Raw genomic sequence first — 16,889 nt, forward strand, 5'->3', positions numbered from 1 at the left:
AGCATGCCTTCACGCGTCAGATGGAGCTGAGCATGCCTTCGCGCAGGCGGGCCAGGAGACGGGAGATCAGCCGGGAGACGTGCATCTGGGAGACACCGAGACGTTCGCCGATCTGGGCCTGGGTGAGTTCCTCGACGAAGCGCCAGTGGATGATCTTGCGGTCACGTTCGTCGAGCTCGGCGATCATCGGGGCGAGGGCGTGGAAGTCCTCGATCAGGCCGAGGGCGGCGTCCTCGTCGCCGATGAAGTCCGCCAGCGCGGCCTCGCCGTCCTCGCTGCCGTTGATCGCCGCGTCCAGAGAGGCCGACTTGTAGCCGTTGGAGGCCAGCTGCGCCTCGACGACCTCGTCCTCCGAGAGGCTCATCAGCTCGGCAAGCTCTTTGGTCGTCGGTGTCCGGCCCATGCGGCTACGCAGTTCCTCGTTGGCGCGGGCGAGTTGGACGCGGGCTTCCTGGAGCCGGCGCGGGACGTGCACGGCCCAGGAGGTGTCGCGAAAGAACCGCTTGATCTCGCCGATGATGTAGGGGACGGCGAAGGAGGTGAACTCCACCTCGCGGGACAGCTCGAACCGGTCGATCGCCTTGATCAAGCCGATCATGCCGACCTGGACGATGTCCTCCATCTCCTCCGGCCCCCGGCTGCGGAACCGGCCGGCCGCGTAGCGGACCAGGGACATGTTCATCTCGATCAGCGTGTTGCGCGCGTACTGATACTCCGGCGTGCCCTCCTCCAGCACCGCCAACTGGTCGAAGAACAGCTTCGACAACTCCCGCGCGTCCTTCGGCGCGACCTTGGAAGGATCCGCGATCTCCGGAACGTCCACCGTCTGCTCGGCAGTCCGCACGGTCGTCGTCGCCATGTTTGCGCCCTTCCCAGTCGATCGGCCTCGTCTGCGCCGGCCCTTGGACCGGCAAGCACGCGCATACCCGGGCTGGCGAGCGGTATTCCTCGAACTGCTGTCAGTTTTCGCCGGACTCTCCATGGCTGCGTACGATTTCCTTCACCTTGGCGACCGCGAAGCCCCCAGCCCTGCTCGACGGTCGGCTTGGCCGGGACGGCGATCTCGTCGGGGTTGGTGAGGACGTCCAGCAGGACCGGGCCCGGACTGCCCAAGGCGCGTCGCACGGCGCCGAGCGCGGTCGACACTGCCCTGACAGGCCATCAGAGCGAGCGTCGTCCGAGCGTCAAGACAACCTGCCGCCGTGCTGGCCTGCACCGAACGAGGCACAGCCGCCGTCCCCGTAGTGCTCGCAAAACAGCAGGTCAGTGACGCTCAGGCGCATCGGACGTGGTTCACGTCATGCATTCCGGGAAACAGATCGAGCGCACAGGCCGCGCCTGAGGAATCTACAAGAGCCCGCAGGTCACAGCCCCTTTTCCGCACGCTCCAGAATCGCCACGCACTCCACATGATGCGTCATCGGAAACAGATCGAACGCCCTCATCGTGCGCACCCGGTAGCCGCCGTCACGGAAGTACGCCAAGTCCCGGGCGAGGGCCGCCGGGTCGCAGGCGACGTAGGCGATGCGGCGTGCGCCCAGGGATGCCAGGTGGGCCACGGTGTCCCTGCCCGCGCCGGCGCGGGGCGGGTCCAGGACGATCAGGTCGACCTCCGTGATGCCGGTGCGCGGCAGGACCGACTCGACCTTGCCCTGTTCGATGCGCACCCGGGGGAAGTCGGCGAGGTTGTGCCGGGCGTCCTCCACCGCGCGCTTGCCGGACTCGATGCCGAGCACCGCGCCCTTCTCGCCGAGCCTGTCCGCGAGCGCGCCGGCGAAGAGGCCGACACCGCAGTACAGGTCGAGCGCGGTCTCACCCTTGCGCGGCAGCAGACCCTGCATCACCGCCGTCACCAGGGTGTCCGCCGCCTTCGGGTGGACCTGCCAGAAGCCGCCGGCGCCGACGCGGTGGGTACGGCCGTCGGCGCGTTCGCGTACGAAGGGGCGGCCGTGCACGCGGTGCACGCCCCCCGTCCTCTCGTCGACCCGCAGGACCGAGACCGGCTTGTCCAGTTCGACCAGCGGCAGTCGCGCGCCCGGCTTCGGCGTCAGGATGACTTGTCGGTCCTGTGAGCCCGTCGCCGCGATGGCCTCGACGGAGTCCATGCCCGTCCAGTCCCGCTTCTCGATGCCCAGCTCGCTGACACCCTCGGCGGCGATCATGCAGTGGTCGACCGGTTCGACCTCGTGCGAGCGGTGACGGCGCAGACCCGCCCGACCGGAGGGATCCACCGCGTACTGCACCCGGGTGCGCCACTGCGGCACCTCGCCGGCCGGCAGCTTGTCGCCCTCGGCCGGCACCACCGTGCCGTCCCAGCCCGCCTCCTCGGGGGTGAGGCCCGCGAGCCGCTGCAACTGCTCGGCGATCACCTCGCCCTTGAGCCGGCGCTGCGCGCCCGGCTTGGCGTGCTGCCAGTCGCACCCGCCGCAGCGGCCGGGGCCCGCGTACGGGCAGGGTGCGTCGATGCGGTCCTTCGAGGCCTCCAGCACCCGCACCGCGTCCGCGCGCAGAAAGCGGGCTCCCTCCTCGCCCTCCGTGACGCGGGCCACCACGCGCTCCCCGGGCAGCGCGTGCCGGACGAAGAGGACCTGGCCGGTCTCGGTACGGGCGATGCAGTGGCCGCCGTGGGCGACGGGGCCGATCTCGACCTCGTACTCCTCGTCCACCAGAGACTTCTTCGGTTCTGCCTGCATGGTGGGACGACTCCAGATGAGAGAGGGGAACGGTGCGCAATGGGTGCGGCCGGACGACAGCCCACCAGTTTACGTGGCTGTCGTCCGGCCGTTCACCATGAGGGCCGTGCTGTGCGACGAGGGGCTCAGCTCTGCGAGGCCGACGACTCCTTCGGGCGCTGCTCCGCCGGGCCGCGCCGCACCGCGCCGGGCGCGCTCCAGTCCTGCCGCCTGCGGGCCCGCTGTTTCGCCAGCTCGGACGACTGCAACTGGTACGGCACGGAGGTCACCATGACGCCCGGCGTGAACAGCAGCCGGCCCTTGAGCCGCAGTGCGCTCTGGTTGTGCAGCAGGTGCTCGTACCAGTGGCCGACCACGTACTCCGGGATGATCACGGACACGGCGTCGCGCGGGGACTCGCGGCGCAGGCTCTTCACATACTCGATCACCGGTCGTGTGATCTCGCGGTACGGAGAGTCGAGGATCTTCAGCGGTACGTCGATGCCCCGCCGCTCCCACTCGTCCTTGAGCGCCTTTGTCTCCGCCGGGTCGACATTGACGCTGAGCGCCTCCAGGGTGTCGGTGCGCAGCAGCTCGGCGTAGGCGAGGGCGCGCAGCGTCGGACGGTGGATCTTGGAGATGAGGACCACCGAGTGGACGCGCGAGGGGCGGACGCTGTCGTCGCTGGGGCCCTCGGGTGCGGCCAGTTCCTCGGACACCCTGTCGTAGTGGCGGCGGATCGCGGTCATCGTCGCGTAGAAGATGCACATGCCCAGCAGGGCGACCCAGGCGCCGTGCGTGAACTTCGTGACGAGGACGACGACCAGGACCAGGCCGGTGAAGAAGGCGCCGAAGGCGTTGATCGCGCGCGAGCGGACCATGTGGCGGCGCTTGGCCTGGTCCTGCTCGGTGGCGAGGTGCCGGTTCCAGTGGCGGACCATGCCGGTCTGGCTCAGCGTGAACGACACGAACACACCGACGATGTACAACTGGATCAGCCGGGTCGAGTCGGCGCCGTAGATGCAGATCAGCATGGTGGCCGCGCCCGCGAGCAGCACGATGCCGTTGGAGAAGGCGAGGCGGTCGCCGCGGGTGTGCAGCTGGCGCGGCAGATAGCGGTCCTGGGCGAGGATCGAGCCGAGCAGCGGGAAGCCGTTGTACGCGGTGTTCGCGGCGAGGAACAGCACCAGCGCGGTGGCCGCGGCCAGCACGATGAACAGCAGGCTGCCCTTGCCGAAGACGGCCTCGGCGACCTGCGAGATCACCGGGTTCTGGACATAGCCGGAGCCCAGCGCGACACCGTGGTGGAGCAGGTCGGTGGCCGGGTTCTCGGCCATGCGGACCTTGGTCGTCATGGCCAGCACGATGATGCCGCAGAACATGGTGACGGCGAGCAGGCCCATCATCGCGAGCGTCGTCGCGGCGTTCTTCGACTTGGGCTTGCGGAAGGCCGGGACGCCGTTGGAGATCGCCTCGACACCGGTGAGCGCGGCACAGCCGGAGGAGAAGGCACGCAGCAGCAGGAAGACGAGCGCGAATCCCGCTATGCCCTGGTGCTCCGCCCTGATCGCGTACGACGCCGTGGGCGCGCGCATGGTGTCCCCGAGGACCAGCCCGCGGAACGCGCCCCACGCGATCATGATGAACACGCCCGCGACGAAGACATACGTCGGGATCGCGAACAGCGTGCCGGACTCCTTGACCCCGCGCAGGTTCATCAGCGTGAGCAGGACGACCACCGCGACCGCGCAGAGGACCTTGTGCTCGACGACGAAGGGGATCGCTGAACCCAGGTTCTCGATGCCCGAGGAGATCGACACCGCGACCGTGAGGACGTAGTCGACGAGGAGGGCGCTGGCGACGGTGAGGCCCGCCTTGGGCCCGAGGTTGGTGGTCGCGACCTCGTAGTCGCCGCCGCCGCTCGGATAGGCGTGCACGTTCTGCCGGTAGGAGGCGACCACCGTGAACATCAGCACGACGACGGCGACCGCGATCCAGGGGCTGAAGTGGTAGGCCGACACGCCCGCGATGGACAGGACCAGCAGGACTTCCCCCGGGGCGTAGGCCACGGAGGAGAGCGGGTCGGAGGCGAAGACGGGGAGTGCGATGCGCTTGGGCAGGAGGGTCTCCCCCAGCCGATCACTGCGCAGTGCGCGCCCGATGAGGATGCGTTTGGGCACGTCGGTCAGTTTGGACACAAGAGAGGATCGTAAGGGGTCGGTCCCGGCGTAGCCCACCCGCTGTGGGAGATCTGCCTCACGGGTGAATTCGGGGAGGGGCCCCGCTGCGGATTCCGCAGGTGAGGAGTTAGGCATGCCTATATGACAAAACCCGTTCAGTTGCCGCCCCCGGAGGATCCATGCATGTGTCCGCGGCGCTCGTCGGCGTCCTGACCCGGCTCGTCGGCCTCGGAATCCTGACAGTTCTCCGCGTCCGCGGCCTCGGCCGGCGCTGAGCGCACGAAGCCGTCCGGCGCGCGTGCACGGGGGTCCCTCCGCGGACCGCGTGTGTGTAGCTTGGGCGGCGGTCTGAGACCCTGTTCTTGGTTTTCGACCGAGCCATGACCCTTGACATCGGAAGGACGGTCGTGCACATCGTCATCATGGGCTGCGGAAGAGTGGGCTCCGCTCTTGCCCAGACCCTGGAGCAACAGGGGCACACGGTCGCCGTGATCGACCAGGACCCCACCGCCTTCCGACGGCTGGGCTCCGGGTTCGGCGGCCGCCGTGTCACCGGAGTGGGCTTCGACCAGGACACCCTGCGCGAGGCGGGCATCGAGGAGGCCGGCGCCTTCGCCGCCGTCTCCAGCGGGGACAACTCGAACATCATCGCCGCACGCGTGGCCCGCGAGATGTTCGGCATCGAGAACGTGGCGGCCCGTATCTACGACCCCCGCCGTGCGGAGGTCTACCAGCGCCTGGGCATCCCGACCGTGGCGACCGTCCGCTGGACCGCCGACCAGATGCTGCGCCGTCTGCTCCCCTCGGGCGCCGAGCCGCTGTGGCGGGACCCCACCGGCGGTGTCCAGCTCGCCGAGGTGCACGCCTCACCGGCCTGGGTCGGGCACAAGATCAGCCGGCTCCAGGAGGAGACCGGGGTGCGCGTCGCGTTCCTCACCCGGCTGGGCGAGGCGATGCTGCCCAGCTCGCAGACGGTGTTGCAGGAGGGCGATCTGGTGCACGTGATGATGCGGACGCACGACGTCGAGAAGGTCGAGGCGGCGTTCGCCAAGGGGCCTGAAGGAGAGGGCGGGCACTGATGAGGGTCGCCATTGCCGGTGCCGGCGCCGTGGGTCGCTCGATCGCGGGCGAGTTGCTGGAGAACGGGCACGAGGTCCTGCTGATCGACAAGGCGCCCACCGCGATCTCGGTCGAGCGGGTACCGCAGGCGGAGTGGCTGCTGGCCGACGCCTGCGAGATCACGTCGCTGGACGAGGCGGCGCTGCAGCGCTGCAATGTGGTGATCGCCGCGACGGGCGACGACAAAGTGAACCTGGTCGTGTCCCTGCTGGCGAAGACGGAGTACGGCGTTCCGCGCGTCGTCGCCCGCGTGAACAACCCGAAGAACGAGTGGCTGTTCAACGAGGCGTGGGGCGTGGACGTGGCGGTCTCCACCCCGCGACTGATGTCGGCGCTCGTCGAGGAGGCGGTGAGCGTCGGCGACCTGGTCCGTCTGCTCCGCTTCAGCCACGGCGACGCGAACCTGGTCGAGCTGACCCTGCCTCCGGAGTCGGCCCTGGCCGGCACGCAGGTCGGTGACGTGGAGTGGCCGCAGGACACCTCCCTGGTGACCATCATCCGCGGAACCCGGGTGCTGACCCCGTCCCGGGAGGACTCCCTGGAGGCGGGCGACGAACTGCTGTTCGTGGCGGCCCAGGCACGCGAGGGCCAGCTGGAGGACCTGCTCTCGGTGCGCCGGGAGGACTCGGCGGACTAGTTCCCCGCCGTATCCGTCACTCCGGGGCGCTCTGCCATCGTCAGAGCGCCCCGGCTCTTTCTCGTGCGGGGGGTGCCGGTCTGGGCTTGCCGGTCCTGGGGTTCCGGGCGTCGACGTGTCCGCCCCGGGTCTGGGAATGGGGTGCCTGCCGGGAACGCCGGGCGGTCGCGGCCCCGTGCGGGTGCCTCGGGCGAGGGCGTGCACGGCCGGGACTCCCCGCGACGGTCCACTCGGCCGGCACTGAGGCGACGGCCTGCCACCCAAAGCCCGTGCCGACGACGTAATCGCCTACGACTCCCGCCGATGGCGCCCGGACCGGGTCTCCCCCTCGGCGACGGCCGTCACTGTTGCCTTTCGCTCCTCCTCGGCCTTCTCCTCCGCTTCCATCTCCGCGAAGACGTCGATCGGCGCGGGCGCCTTCGCCAGGAAGACCCAGGTGAGCCAGACGGCGAGCAGAAACGGCGGGATCTTGAGCGCGATCAGCACCCAGCCGAGCTGGGCGGTGTTGGCCCACCAGTACAGGGGGAACAGAATCGCGCACTTGGCGAGCAGGATCAGGCCCCAGGCCCAACTGGCCTTGGTGTACGCCTTCTTGCGCCCCGGGTTGCGGGTGCGCCAGGAGAGGTTCTCCTTGAAGACCGGGCCGAGGATCAGCCCGATCAGCGGCACTCCGGCGAGCGTGGTGATGATGTACGCCAGGGCCAGGCCCAGCGTGTAGAGCATGCCCGGCAGATAGAAGTCCTTCGCGTTGCCGGTCATCATCGCGAAGACCACGCCGAAGGCCACACCGAACACACCGCTGAAGGCGTGCTTCACGGTGTCCCGCATGACAAGGCGGACGACCACGAGCAACAGCGACACCGCGAGCGCGGTGATCGCCGACCAGTGCAGGTTCTTGTTGATCGTGAAGATGGTGACGAAGAAGAGACCGGGCACCACGGTCTCGACCATGCCGCGCACCCCGCCGAACGCCTCGAACAGCGCGGCCTCGGTCACCGCCCGTGAATCGTGCTGGGCGTCTTCGGTCGGCTTCTCGAGTGACGTCACCGGCTACTCCCGTCCGAGCGGTCTGAGTTCGTACTTGGGATTGAACAGCACCCTGCGGCCCCGGCTCATCGAGATCCGGCCCGAAGCGATGAGCTTGCGCCCCGGCTCTATGCCGACGATGGAACGCCGGCCGAGCCAGACCAGGTCCAGCGCGGCCGAGCCGTCGAACAACTCGGCTTCCAGGGCCGGGACACCGGCCCGGGGGCGCAAGGTGACCGTGCGCAACGTACCAGTAACCGTCACGATCTGCCGGTCGTGGCAGTCGCCGATACGCGTACATCCCGCGGTCTCGGCGTCCTCACGCAGTTCCTCGGATTCCAGATCCTCCTGTGACGAGGAAAGCCGGTCGAGCATCCGCCGGAAACGGCTCACCGGTTTTTCGGAACGAGGGACAGCGCTCATACCCGAAAGCGTACCGGGGCCCTGCGACAGCCAAGCACCCTTGCCGGCGCCCCACTCACGCACCTCACTTCTCGAATCTGTACCCCATGCCCGGCTCGGTGATGAAGTGCTTCGGGTGCGAGGGGTCCGCCTCCAGTTTGCGTCGCAGCTGGGCCATGTACACCCGCAGATAGTTCGTCTCCGTGCCGTACGACGGCCCCCACACCTCCTGGAGCAGCTGTTTCTGGCTGACCAGGCGGCCGGTGTTGCGCACGAGCACCTCCAGCAGATGCCACTCCGTGGGGGTGAGGCGTACGTCCTTCCCGGCCCGGTTGACCTTCTTCGCGGCCAGGTCGACGGTGAACCCGTCGGTCTCCACCAGGACGTCGTCCTCGCTGCCCCCGGTCGGCTCGGTCCGGCGGACGGCGGCGCGGAGGCGGGCCAGCAGCTCGTCCATGCCGAACGGCTTGGTGACGTAGTCGTCGGCGCCCGCGTCCAGCGCCTCGACCTTCTCGTCCGAGGAGTGGCGGGCGGACAGCACGAGGATCGGCACCCGGGTCCAGCCGCGCAGCCCCTTGATCACCTCGACGCCGTCCATGTCGGGCAGTCCCAGGTCGAGCACGACGACATCGGGGTGGCGGGCGGCGGCGAGCTGGAGTGCGGTAGCGCCGTCGGGAGCCGCGTCCACCTCGTACTTGCGCGCCCTGAGGTTGATCACGAGGGCGCGCACGATCTGCGGCTCGTCGTCGACCACGAGCACCCGGGTCATGTGGTTTGCCTTTCTGGTTCGGCGATGCGCGCGGGGCCCTCAGGAATCCCGACGCCACGCAGGGAGAGGACCATCGTGAGTCCGCCACCGGGGGTGTCCTCGGCGTTCAGGGTGCCACCCATGGCTTCGGCGAAGCCACGGGCGACCGCGAGGCCGAGACCGACGCCGGCGCCGCGGGGGGCGTCGCCGTAGCGCTGGAAGGGTTCGAAGATGCGGTCCTTCGCCTCGTCGGGGACGCCCGGTCCCTGGTCCACCACGCGCACCTCGACCCGGTCGGCGAGGGCGCTCGCGGAGACCAGCACGTGCGATTCCCGGGGGCTGTACTTGACCGCGTTCTCGACCAGGTTGGCCACCGTCCGCTCCAGCAGCCCGGCGTCCACGGCGACCATCGGCAGCGTCTCCGGGACGTCCAGCTCGACACTGTCCTCGGGCACCCCGCCGAGCGCCATCGGCACGACCTCGTCCAGGTCGATCGCCCGGATGAGCGGAGTGACGGTACCGGTCTGGAGGCGGGACATGTCCAGCAGGTTGCCCACCAGGTGGTCGAGCCGGTCGGCGCCGTCCTCGATCGCCGCCAGCAACTCGGCGCGGTCCTCCTCAGACCACTCCACGTCGTCCGACCTGAGCGAGGTGACCGACGCCTTGATGCCCGCGAGCGGGGTGCGGAGATCATGGCTGACGGCCGCGAGCAGGGCGGTGCGGATGCGGTTGCCCTCGGCCAGCCCGCGAGCCTGTTCGGCCTCCTGCTGGAGGCGCTGGCGGTCCAGCACCACGGCGGCCTGCGCGGCGAAAGCGGCCAGCACCCGGCGGTCGGAGGCGGGCAGGACCCGCCCCGACAGTGCCAGCGCCATGTGATCACCCACCGGCACGTCCACGTCGGCGTCCTCGGGCCGTTCGACCGCGGTGCCCGGGCCCACGCTGCCCGCGCAGGTCCAGGGGTCGACATCGCTCGTCCGCTCCAGCAGGGCCGCCGACTCCATGCCGAAGGTCTCGCGCACCCGTTCCAGGATGTCCTGGAGTCCGGTCTCGCCGCGCAGCACGCTGCCCGCCAGGAAGGAGAGGATCTCCGACTCGGCCCGCAGCCGTGCCGCCTGGTGGGTACGCCGGGCGGCGAGGTCCACCACCGAGGCCACCGACACCGCGACCCCGACGAAGATCGCGATGGCGACGATGTTCTTCGGGTCGGCGATCGTCAGCCGGTGCAACGGGGGCGTGTAGTAGTAGTTCAGCAGCAGGGAACCGAAGGCCGCCGAGGCGAGCGCCGGGTAGAGACCGCCGAGCAGGGCCGCCGCCACGGTCAGCGACAGGAACAGCAGCATGTCGTTGGCGAGGCCGAGGTCCACGGTGTTCAGCAGCACCGCGAGGACGGCCGGGCCGACGATGCCGACCAGCCAGCCCGCGATGATGCGGGTGCGGCCGAGCCGTGCGCCCCGCCCCACCGGCAGGCCGCGCCCCTTGGCGACCTCCTCGTGGGTGACGATGTGCACGTCGAGGTCGGGCCCCGACTCACGGGCGACCGTGGCGCCGACGCCGGGCCCGAAGACGTACTGCCATGCCTTGCGGCGCGAGGAGCCGAGGACGATCTGGGTGGCGTTCACTCCGCGGGCGAAGTCCAGGAGCGCCGCCGGGATGTCGTCGCCGACGACGTGGTGGAAGGTTCCGCCGAGTTCCTCCACCAGCGTGCGCTGGACCGCCAGCTCCTTGGGTGAGGCGGAGGTGAGTCCGTCGCTGCGGGAGATGTAGACGGCGAGCACCTCGCCGCCGGCGCCCTTCTCCGCCAGCCGGGCGGCCCGGCGGATCAGGGTCCGCCCCTCGGGGCCGCCGGTCACGCCGACCACGATCCGCTCGCGCGAGCCCCAGATCGTGGACACCCGGTGCCGCCTGCGGTACTCGTTCAGGTACTCGTCGACGCGGTCGGCCACCCACAGCAGGGCCAGTTCCCGCAGGGCGGTCAGGTTTCCGGGGCGGAAGTAGTTCGACAGCGCCGCGTCGACCTTGTCCGGCTTGTAGATGTTGCCGTGCGCCATACGCCGGCGCAGTGCCTGCGGGGACATGTCGACCAGCTCGATCTGGTCCGCGCGGCGCACCACCTCGTCGGGGACCGTCTCCCGCTGCCGTACGCCCGTTATGGACTCCACGACATCGCCGAGAGACTCCAGGTGCTGGATGTTGACCGTCGAGACCACGTCGATCCCGGCGGCCAGCAGCTCCTCGACGTCCTGCCAGCGCTTGGCGTTGCGCGAGCCGGGGATGTTGGTGTGGGCGAGTTCGTCCACGAGGGCGACCGCGGGGGCGCGGCGCAGCACCGCGTCCACGTCCATCTCGGTGAAGACCGCACCCCGGTGGACGAGTTCCTTGCGCGTCATCTGCTCCAGGCCGTGCAGCATCACCTCGGTGCGCGGCCGGTCATGGTGCTCGACGAAGGCCACCACGCAGTCCGTGCCCCGCTCGATGCGGCGATGGGCCTCCGAGAGCATGGCGTAGGTCTTGCCGACGCCCGGTGCCGCACCGAGGTAGATCCGTAGCTTGCCGCGTCCCATGGCCCCATTGTCTTCCTACACATACCTGCGTACGCTTCGTCGACCTTACGGCCAACAATTACGACAAATGGGACAGGGTGCACCCGGGCATGCCTCTTTGACGGAACCCTGATGCACCCCGCACGGCGTCCGGCGGCCCCTGGGCGGGCCGCCAAGCCGGGCCCGGAAGAACGCGCCGGGGGCCGGAAGGGCCCGCACACTCCGGAGGCCGCACCCCCTGGGGGTACGGCCTCGAATGGTGGTGTCCGCCGAGCGGTCAGCGCACCTCGGTGATCTCGGGTCCGCGCTGCAGCTGGCCCATGCCACCGGAGAAGCGGGAACCGCCCTCCTCCTGCTGCACACCCTCGGGCACCATCTGCGCGTCGTTCGGCAGCTTCAGCACGATCGGGTCGCGCGGCGCCATCGGGCCCTCGCCCCGCACCACGACGGTGTCCCGGAAGATCTGCTCCAGCAGCCCCGCGGCCTGCGGCTGCACGGCTCCCTGACCGGAGATCACACCCCGCAGGAACCAGCGCGGACCGTCCACGCCGACGAACCGCACGACCTGGAAACCGCTCGTGCCGTCCGGGAGCTGCACCGGCACCTGGGCGCGCAGCTCCCAGCCCAGCGGCCCCTCGACCTCGTCGACGATGCCACCCTGCTGGGTGATGCCGCTGGCGATCTCCTCGCGGACCTCACCCCAGATGCCCTCACGCTTGGGCGCGGCGAAGGCCTGGAGCTGGATGGCGCTGTCCCGCAGCACGACGGTCGCCGCGACGATCGCGTCGCCCGCGACCTCGACCCGCAGCTCCATGCCCTCGACCCCGGGCACGAACAGACCGCCCAGATCCACCCGGCCCTCGCCGGGCTCGCGGACCTCGGAGTCGTCCCAGGGGCCGTCGGGGCGCGGCTCCGGCTCGAGCCTCACGCGCTCACGGTCGACCTCTTCCTCCGCCTCGGTGTCGACACCGTCGACGACCTGCTCGGCCTCGCCGGCCGCGTCCTCGGCGGCACCCTTCTTGTTGCGACGTCCGAACACGTCACTGTCCTTCCCGGTCGGATACGACCGAAGCGTATCGATTCCCACCCGTTGCCCCGCCCACGGCGGCGTGACCGCCGGTGGACCCGAAGCCCCCCTCGGCCCGCGTAGAGCCGGGAAGCTCCGCGACCTCGTGGAAGCGGACCCTCTCGACCTGCTGGACGACCAGTTGGGCAATCCGGTCGAAGCGCTCGAACCGCACGGGTTCGCGCGGGTCGAGATTCACCACGATCACCTTGATCTCCCCACGGTACCCGGCATCAACCGTCCCCGGGGCATTCACGAGGGCGACACCGCAGCGCGCGGCGAGACCCGAACGCGGATGCACGAAGGCCGCGTACCCCTCAGGCAGTGCGACAGACACCCCCGTGGGCAGAACAGCGCGTTCGCCGGGGCCGAGTTCGCAGCTCTCGGTGGTGCGCAGATCGGCCCCCGCGTCGCCGGGGTGCGCGTACGCCGGAAGGGGTACATCGGGATCGACGCGCCTGATCAGCACGTTCACGGGGTCGCGGGTCACGGGTTCACCTCGAAGGCTCGTGCGCGCCGGAGCTGGTCCGGGTCGTTCATGGCCGCCTGGATCTCCCGTGGGCGGCCGTGGTCGATGAAGTGGTCGACCTTGACCTCGATGAAGAGGGCCTCGGCACGGACGGCGACGGGCCCGTCGGGTCCGCCGACCCGGCCGGTGGCCCTCGAGTAGATCTTCCGTCCGGCCACGGCCGTCACCTCGGCCTCCAGATACAGCACGGTACCCACGGGAACCGGCCGTACGAAGTCGGTCTCCAGCCGCCCGGTGACCGCGATGGTACGCAGCAGCCAGTTCAGGGAGCCGAGGGTCTCGTCGAGGGCGGTGGCGAGCACCCCGCCGTGGGCGAGGCCGGGTGCCCCCTGCTGGCCGGCCTGGACGGTGAACTCCGCGGTGAGGGACACACCCTCACCCGCCCGCGCCTGGAGGTGCAGTCCGTGGGGCTGGTCTCCCCCGCATCCGAAGCACTGCGCGTAGTGCGCGCCGAGCAGCTCTCCCGGAGCGGGCGCATCGGGGTGCCGCACGGGCGCCACGGCGTCGGCGGGGGGCGTCAGGGCTGCGGAAGTACCACTCACAGCCGCAGACCTTACCCGCGCGTGAACGCCCCCCGGACACCATGCCAAGCTTGGGCCCATGCAGCCCTCCGCGTCGCCGTACGAAGAACGCCTCACCGCGCCCCGCTCCTGGTGGCTGATGTGCCTCCTGGTCGGTGTCGCCCTGGCTCTCGTCCTGCTTCCCTTCGGCACGCTCCCGCTGCTCGGCGGACTGGTCGGCGGCACCGCGGTCTCGGCCGTGGTGGTCAGCTCCTACGGCTCGGTACGGATCCGCGTGGTCGGGGACTCGCTCCTGGCGGGCGAGGCGAGGATCCCGCTGTCGGCCCTCGGAGACGCCGAGGAGCTGGACCCGGAGGAGGCGCGTGCCTGGCGGACGTTCAAGGCGGACACACGCGCCTTCATGCTGCTGCGGGCGTACATTCCGACGGCCCTGAAGGTCGAGGTCACGGACCCGGCCGACCCGACGCCCTATCTGTATCTGTCGACGCGGGAGCCGGAGCGGCTGGCGGCGGCGCTCAGGACGGCCCGGACCCAGGCATAGGGCCGCGCTGCGGCGCGCCCTTCCCCTACGGCCGCTTCACCGACGGTCAGGGCTCGAGTTCCAGGGGGTTCTTCGGCTCCTCCAGAGGCGGCAGCTCCGGCAGCGCCTCCCAGGCCACCTGCCGGCGTCGCAGATCCCTGCGGATGCGTTCCGCGAGGCGCCGGGTGTCCCGTCGGTTCATGACCGCTCCGACCGCGGCCCCGACCATGAACGGCATCAGGTTCGGCAGACCCCGCACCACACGCTTCATGATCCGCTGACGCAGTTCCCGCTTCATCCGGCCGCCCAGGGCCGCGTCTATCGTCGCGGGCTTGGTCACCTCGATCCCGCGCTCCCCGGACCAGGACCTCAGATACGCGGAACTGCGCTGAGTGAGGGTCCCGGACGGCCGTACCCCGTACACCTCGTGCAGTTCGGCGATCAGCTTCAGTTCTATCGCCGCGACGCCGGTGATCTCCGCTGCCAGTTCGGTCGGCATGGCCGGCGGCACCGGCATCATCGCGGCCGCGCCGACTCCGGCCCCGACGGTGGCCGTCGCTCTCGACGCGCCTGTCACAAGCCTGTCGGCCAGCTCCTCGGGCCCGAGCCCGGGGAACTGCCTGCGGAGGGTCTGAAGGTCCCGTACCGGGACCCGCGGGGCCACGTCGATGATCCGGTCGGCGAGATACGCCAGACCCGCCCTGGCCCGGCTGCCGCCCTGGCGGACGCCTTCCCGGATTCCGGCCCGGACGGCGGCCGCACGGCGGCGCGCGACGGGTGCCGGCGGGTCGGCCGGCACCTCCTCGGGCCCCTGGGGGGCCGCGGAGGCGTGTACCGGTTCGAGCGAGGCTGTTCCCTCGACTTCCTCGATGGAAGAGCCCCGCTCGTCGTCACGCACGCCGTCAGAGCCGCCAAGCGGCTCGAGGTCCGCTCCCCGGCGCGGGAAGCGGCGCTTCCTAGGAGGGGTCGAGCCGTTCACGGCCGACCCCGCCTCAGTCGCAGTCGCGACAGATCGGCTGACCGTTCTTCTCGCGGGCCAACTGGCTGCGGTGGTGCACCAGGAAGCAGCTCATGCAGGTGAACTCGTCCTGCTGCTTCGGGAGCACCCGGACGGCCAGCTCCTCGTTCGAGAGGTCGGCGCCCGGCAGCTCCAGGCCTTCGGCGGCCTCGAACTCGTCGACATCGACGGCCGACGCGGACTTGTCGTTCCGCCGGGCCTTCAGCTCTTCAAGGCTGTCGGAGTCCACGTCGTCGTCGGTCTTGCGTGGGGTGTCGTAATCCGTTGCCATTTCGCTCTCCCCCTCTGGGTGTCTGCGGGTGTCTCCAGCGCACGTAACGCGTGAGAGGCCGGACTTGTGCCCGCCTCGAGGCGGAGATTTTGCCTCACATCAAGGTCTGTTACTCAATCGACACCCAACCGGACTCCTCAAGAGTGATCGGGTTGGATGGCGAAGCGGACCGTACACGGTCCGGGGGCCGCACTTCAAAGCCATCTCACCGTGTACTTCCCGTGATCAGGCCCCCGGAAAACCCGGATTTTCCCGGCTTTACGGGAGCCATCGGGTCACGGAGAGTAGATGGCTGGAAAGCCGCCCTTGTGAGAGATCACACACCGGCCTCCGGGATCACGTGCCCGAAAATTCCGCTCAAAGCGAACGTCGGGGTCGCCCAGGGGCAGCGTGATCTCAGACCGGCAGCATGACTCGCATCACCAGGCCACCCCCTTCACGGGGCTGCGCGGTGATGTGGCCGCCATGGGCGCGCGCCACGGACCGGGCGATGGACAGCCCGAGGCCGACGCCCTTGTCGCTGCCCGTGCGCTCCGTCCGCAGCCGCGTGAACGGCTCAAACAGATTGTCGATCTCATACGCCGGGACGACGGGGCCGGTGTTCGTGACCACCAGGACCGCCTGCCCGTGCTGAGCCTGGGTGGTCACCTCCACCCAGCCGCCCTCGGGGATGTTGTAGCGCACCGCGTTCTGGACGAGGTTCAGCGCGATCCGCTCCAGGAGCACCCCGTTGCCCTGGACGATCGCGGGGGCGCGCTCGCCGCGGATCTCGACGCCCTTGGCCTCCGCCTCGGTGTGTACCTGGTCGGCGGCCTGCGAGGCCACCTCGGCGAGGTCGACGGGCTTGCGCTCGACGATCTGGTTGTCGCTACGGGCGAGCAGCAGCAGCCCCTCCACGAGCTGCTCGCTGCGCTCGTTGGTGGCGAGCAGCGTCTTGCCGAGCTGTTGCAGCTCCACGGGCGCCCCGGGGTCGGACAGGTGGACCTCCAGGAGCGTGCGGTTGATCGCGAGCGGTGTGCGCAGCTCGTGCGAGGCGTTGCCGACGAAGCGCTGTTGGGCCGTGAAGGCCCGCTGGAGCCGCTCCAGCATGTCGTCGAAGGTGTCCGCGAGTTCCTTCAGCTCGTCGTCCGGGCCGTCCAGCTCGATCCGGCGGGACAGGTCCGAGCCGGCCACCGCACGGGCCGTGCGGGTGATCCGGCCGAGGGGCGACAGCACCCGGCCCGCCATCGCGTAGCCGAAGGCGAAGGCGATCACGGCGAGGCCGAGCAGGGCCAGCAGCGAGCGGCTGAGCAGGTTGTTCAGGGCTTGCTGGCGCTGCTCGTTCACGCACGCGCTCAGGGCGTCGTTCAGCTCGTTCGCCGTCGTCGTCGCCGAGGCCGGGAAGTTGCAGGTGTCGCTGACGACCTCACCCTTGGTGATCTTGAACGGCAGGTCGCTGCCCACGTTGAGCGCGTGTGCCGCGAACAGATAGATGATCGACAGCAGCAGGATGCCGGCGATCAGGAACATGCCCCCGTACAGCAGCGTGAGCCTTATCCGGATGGTCGGGCGCAGCCAGGGGAACGGGGGTTCCGGCCGCCGGGGGTCCCAGGTGGGCTTGGGCGGCGGTGCCGTGGGCGGTGCGGGTGTCGTGGCCACGG

At 70.0% G+C, this 16,889-nt stretch carries 16 protein-coding genes; 3 read left to right on the top strand and 13 right to left on the bottom strand.

Annotated features, from left to right (window positions below; translation table 11 throughout):
• Window positions 1–16: 16 nt before the first annotated feature.
• From ACIP94_RS13270 to ACIP94_RS13280, 3 genes are all read right to left on the bottom strand, one after another.
• A complete protein-coding gene (locus ACIP94_RS13270) occupies window positions 17–859 on the bottom strand; it encodes an RNA polymerase sigma factor SigF (RefSeq protein WP_402423885.1) in 843 nt (280 codons plus the stop codon).
• Between the two features lie 505 nt (window positions 860–1,364).
• Entirely contained in the window at window positions 1,365–2,693 is a 1,329-nt protein-coding gene (locus tag ACIP94_RS13275) for a class I SAM-dependent RNA methyltransferase (RefSeq protein WP_402423888.1), read from the bottom strand.
• Window positions 2,694–2,818: 125 nt separating this feature from the next.
• Window positions 2,819–4,870, bottom strand: coding sequence for an APC family permease (locus tag ACIP94_RS13280; protein WP_402423891.1), 2,052 nt, complete (start codon window positions 4,868–4,870; stop codon window positions 2,819–2,821).
• Window positions 4,871–5,259: 389 nt separating this feature from the next.
• Here ACIP94_RS13280 and ACIP94_RS13285 point away from each other — a divergent pair, with 389 nt between their 5' ends.
• Window positions 5,260–5,931 (top strand): potassium channel family protein, encoded by a 672-nt coding sequence (locus tag ACIP94_RS13285; protein ID WP_402424281.1) that lies wholly within the window; start codon window positions 5,260–5,262, stop codon window positions 5,929–5,931.
• Complete coding sequence (locus tag ACIP94_RS13290; RefSeq protein WP_402423894.1) at window positions 5,931–6,608, top strand: potassium channel family protein; 678 nt, start codon at window positions 5,931–5,933, stop codon at window positions 6,606–6,608. The genes ACIP94_RS13285 and ACIP94_RS13290 overlap by 1 nt, the downstream gene beginning before the upstream one ends.
• 288 nt (window positions 6,609–6,896) lie before the next feature.
• On the opposite strand, the gene ACIP94_RS13295 is transcribed toward ACIP94_RS13290, so the two are convergent.
• From ACIP94_RS13295 to ACIP94_RS13325, 7 genes are all read right to left on the bottom strand, one after another.
• On the bottom strand, window positions 6,897–7,655 hold the full coding sequence (locus ACIP94_RS13295) for a DUF3159 domain-containing protein (RefSeq protein WP_402423897.1): 759 nt from the start codon (window positions 7,653–7,655) through the stop codon (window positions 6,897–6,899).
• A 3-nt stretch (window positions 7,656–7,658) separates the two neighbouring features.
• Window positions 7,659–8,057, bottom strand: a complete 399-nt coding sequence (locus ACIP94_RS13300; protein ID WP_402423900.1) for an OB-fold nucleic acid binding domain-containing protein — start codon at window positions 8,055–8,057, stop codon at window positions 7,659–7,661.
• 64 nt (window positions 8,058–8,121) lie between these two features.
• Window positions 8,122–8,805: a response regulator gene (locus tag ACIP94_RS13305; protein WP_402423903.1), complete on the bottom strand. Its 684-nt coding sequence runs from the start codon at window positions 8,803–8,805 to the stop codon at window positions 8,122–8,124.
• Complete coding sequence (locus tag ACIP94_RS13310) at window positions 8,802–11,345, bottom strand: ATP-binding protein (RefSeq protein WP_402423905.1); 2,544 nt, start codon at window positions 11,343–11,345, stop codon at window positions 8,802–8,804. Before ACIP94_RS13310 ends, ACIP94_RS13305 begins: the two co-directional genes overlap by 4 nt.
• A 256-nt stretch (window positions 11,346–11,601) precedes the next feature.
• The gene (locus tag ACIP94_RS13315; RefSeq protein ID WP_402423908.1) at window positions 11,602–12,363 is read right to left on the bottom strand and encodes a DUF3710 domain-containing protein; all 762 of its coding nucleotides are present in this window, start codon (window positions 12,361–12,363) and stop codon (window positions 11,602–11,604) included.
• 1 nt (window position 12,364) lies between these two features.
• Complete coding sequence (gene dut, locus ACIP94_RS13320) at window positions 12,365–12,880, bottom strand: dUTP diphosphatase (RefSeq protein WP_402423911.1); 516 nt, start codon at window positions 12,878–12,880, stop codon at window positions 12,365–12,367.
• Window positions 12,877–13,461, bottom strand: coding sequence for a PaaI family thioesterase (locus ACIP94_RS13325; protein WP_402423913.1), 585 nt, complete (start codon window positions 13,459–13,461; stop codon window positions 12,877–12,879). Before ACIP94_RS13325 ends, dut begins: the two co-directional genes overlap by 4 nt.
• Window positions 13,462–13,519: 58 nt before the next feature.
• Here ACIP94_RS13325 and ACIP94_RS13330 point away from each other — a divergent pair, with 58 nt between their 5' ends.
• Window positions 13,520–13,981 (top strand): DUF3093 domain-containing protein, encoded by a 462-nt coding sequence (locus ACIP94_RS13330; RefSeq protein WP_402423915.1) that lies wholly within the window; start codon window positions 13,520–13,522, stop codon window positions 13,979–13,981.
• A 46-nt stretch (window positions 13,982–14,027) separates the two neighbouring features.
• Here the strand turns inward: ACIP94_RS13330 and ACIP94_RS13335 are convergent, their stop codons facing one another.
• From ACIP94_RS13335 to ACIP94_RS13345, 3 genes are all read right to left on the bottom strand, one after another.
• A complete protein-coding gene (locus ACIP94_RS13335) occupies window positions 14,028–14,939 on the bottom strand; it encodes a hypothetical protein (protein ID WP_402423917.1) in 912 nt (303 codons plus the stop codon).
• A gap of 13 nt (window positions 14,940–14,952) precedes the next feature.
• Window positions 14,953–15,249 carry a DUF4193 domain-containing protein gene (locus tag ACIP94_RS13340; RefSeq protein WP_003993510.1) on the bottom strand — a complete coding sequence of 99 codons (297 nt, stop codon included), beginning with the start codon at window positions 15,247–15,249 and terminating at the stop codon, window positions 14,953–14,955.
• Between the two features lie 396 nt (window positions 15,250–15,645).
• A complete protein-coding gene (locus ACIP94_RS13345; protein ID WP_402424283.1) occupies window positions 15,646–16,887 on the bottom strand; it encodes a sensor histidine kinase in 1,242 nt (413 codons plus the stop codon).
• Window positions 16,888–16,889: the final 2 nt, after the last annotated feature.

It is taken from the genome of Streptomyces sp. NPDC093261 (assembly GCF_044753645.1).
GTDB lineage: Bacteria > Actinomycetota > Actinomycetes > Streptomycetales > Streptomycetaceae > Streptomyces.